Source organism: Micromonospora sp. NPDC049201 (assembly GCF_055586805.1).
On record NZ_JBVJHM010000036.1, the window covers coordinates 1 to 2,847 of the forward strand.

General features: G+C 68.4%; 1 protein-coding gene. It reads left to right on the plus strand.

Going from position 1 to position 2,847, the window contains the following annotated elements; translation table 11 throughout:
- Positions 1 to 2,847 (plus strand): type I polyketide synthase (locus ACZ6O5_RS31220; protein ID WP_465981913.1); only part of this gene is annotated, 2,847 nt, incomplete at both ends.

Below are 2,847 nucleotides of genomic sequence, written 5' to 3' on the forward strand. Positions count from 1 at the left end.
GGTGGAGGCGATCCAGGACCGGCTGTCCACGGATCTGGCTGATCTGCGGCCCTCCAGTGGGCAGGTGCCGTTCTACTCGACTCTGGAGGCGGCGCGGGTCGACACCGCTGGTCTTGATGGGGAGTACTGGTATCGGAATCTGCGGCATCCGGTCCGGTTCGCGGAGGTGATCCAGACCCTGACCGAGGCCGGCCACCGCACGTTCGTGGAAGTCAGTCCGCATCCGGTGTTGGCGATGGCGGTGGAGCAGGCCGGTGAGGATCTGGTGGTGGCGGGCACGCTGCGTCGTGACGATGGCGGGCGTGACCGTTGGCTCCGGTCGATGGCCGCCCTGCACGTGGCTGGTGTCGCCGTGGATTGGGCCTCGACTTTTGCTGGTGGTGTGCCCCGGCGTGTGTCGCTGCCCACGTACCCGTTCCAGCGTCAGCGTCACTGGCTTCCGGACATGTTGGCTGAGTCTCTTGGCCGTGGTGTCGTCCCGATCGAGCAGTCCCAGGACGCGGCCGAGCACCACGACATGGGGGCGAACGCGGCTGGTTTTGGTCTTGCCGGGAGTGGGCGTTCCGCGAGCCGGGGTGGCGGTTCTGGTGTAGCCGGTGTGAGGGTCGAGCCGGTGGCTGGCGGTGGGTGGCAGTTGCTTGATCTGATCCGTTTCCATGCGGCGGCGGTGCTTGGTCATGCCGACGCGCGGGATGTCGATGCTGATCGGAGTTTCAGGGAGCAGGGCTTCGACTCGTACGCCGCGGTCAAAATGTGTGATCGGCTCACCGCGGTGACAGGGCTGCGGCTGCCGAGCACCCTGCTGTTCAACTACCCCACCCCGGTGAAGCTGCGGGAGTATCTCCAGCGCCGGTTGGACGGGTTGTCTGAACCGGGAACCGAGCCGGTCGCCGTGGATACCGCGCTCGACGAGCCGGTAGCGATCGTGGGGATGGGGTGTCGGTATCCGGGTGGGGTGGATGACCCGGACGGGTTCTGGCAGTTGCTGGTCGACGGTGTTGACGCGGTGGGCGAGTTCCCCACGGATCGGGGGTGGGACCTGACAGCGCTGCACGACCCCGGTCGCTCGGAGACTCGGTACGGAACGTTCCTTGCCGAGGCGGGCATGTTCGACGCGGGGTTCTTCGGGATCAGTCCGCGGGAGGCTGTGGCGATGGATCCGCAGCAGCGACTGTTGTTGGAGGTTTCCTGGGAGGCGTTGGAGCGGGCCGGGATCGACCCGTCGGGGCTACGCGGCTCCGACACCGGCGTGTATGTGGGCCTCATGTACCACGACTACGCGATGCAGTTGGCGGCGAGCCCGGCCGAGACCGAGGGATACACACTGACCGGGACCAGCGCAAGCGTGGCGTCAGGACGGGTGGCGTACACGCTGGGTTTGGAAGGCCCGGCCGTGTCGGTGGACACGGCGTGTTCGTCGTCGCTGGTCGCGGTGCATCTCGCGGCGCAGGCGTTGCGCTCGGGTGAGTGTTCCATGGCCCTGGCCGGCGGTGTGACCGTGATGGCCACGCCGGGAGCGTTCGTGGAGTTCTCCCGGCAGGGCGGCTTGGCCGCTGACGGGCGGTGCAAACCGTTCGCGGACGCCGCTGACGGTACGGGTTGGGGTGAGGGCGTCGGAATCCTGGTGCTGGAACGACTGTCCGATGCCCGCCAGCGGGGGCATCAGGTGTTGGCGGTGGTACGGGGCAGCGCCGTCAACCAGGACGGCGCGTCGAATGGGCTGAGTGCGCCGAACGGGCCGTCGCAGCAACGGGTGATCCGTCAGGCTTTGGCGAACGCGCGGTTGTCGCCGGGCGACGTGGATGTGGTGGAGGCGCACGGCACGGGCACCACCCTGGGTGACCCGATCGAAGCGCAGGCACTCATCGCCGCGTACGGTCAGGACCGGCCCGCGGAACAACCACTGCGCCTGGGGTCGGTGAAGTCGAACATCGGCCACACCCAGGCAGCCGCCGGCGTCGCCGGGATCATCAAGATGGTTCTGGCGATGCGGCACGGGCTGATGCCCAAGACACTGCACATGGACGAGCCGTCCACACATGTGGACTGGTCGAGCGGATCGGTGCAGCTACTCACCGAGGCCGCACCATGGCCTGTCAACGGCCGGCCGCGGCGGGCCGGGGTGTCCTCGTTCGGGATCAGCGGCACCAACGCCCACCTCATCCTGGAAGAGGCCGAGCCGTTCGAGTCGCTTCAGGTCACGCCGACCGACCCGGCGGCCTCGGGTGAACAGTCGCCGGCGGTCCCGCTGCCGGAGGGTGGGGTGGTGCCGTGGCTGCTGTCGGCCAAGTCTGAGGTGGCGTTGCGGGCGCAGGCGCAGCGGCTTGCCCGGTTTGTGGCCGACCGGCCTGAGGTGGAGCCGGTGGTGGTGGGGCGCGGGTTGGCGGCCCGGTCGATGTTCGCGCACCGGGCGGTGGTCCTCGGCCAGCACCGGTCAGCGTTGATGGACGGGCTACACACGCTGGCCTCCGGTGGTCAGGCGCCGGGGGTGGTTGCCGGGGTCGCGGGGTCTGGTCGGTTGGCGGTGGTGTTTTCCGGGCAGGGGAGTCAGCGCCTCGGGATGGGCCTGGGCTTGTATGAGGCGTATCCGGTGTTCGCTGAGGCGTTCGATCAGGTCTGCGCGTCCTTCGACCGCCATTTGGAGCGGCCGTTACGGGACGTGGTCGCGGGCGAGCCGCAACTGTTGGATCAGACGATGTACACCCAGGCGGGGCTGTTCGCGGTGCAGGTGGCGTTGTACCGGTTGGTCAGTTCGTGGGGGGTGGCCCCGCAGTGTTTGGCGGGGCATTCGATTGGTGAGTTGAGTGCGGCTCATGTGGCGGGGGTGTGGGATCTGGCTGATGCGGT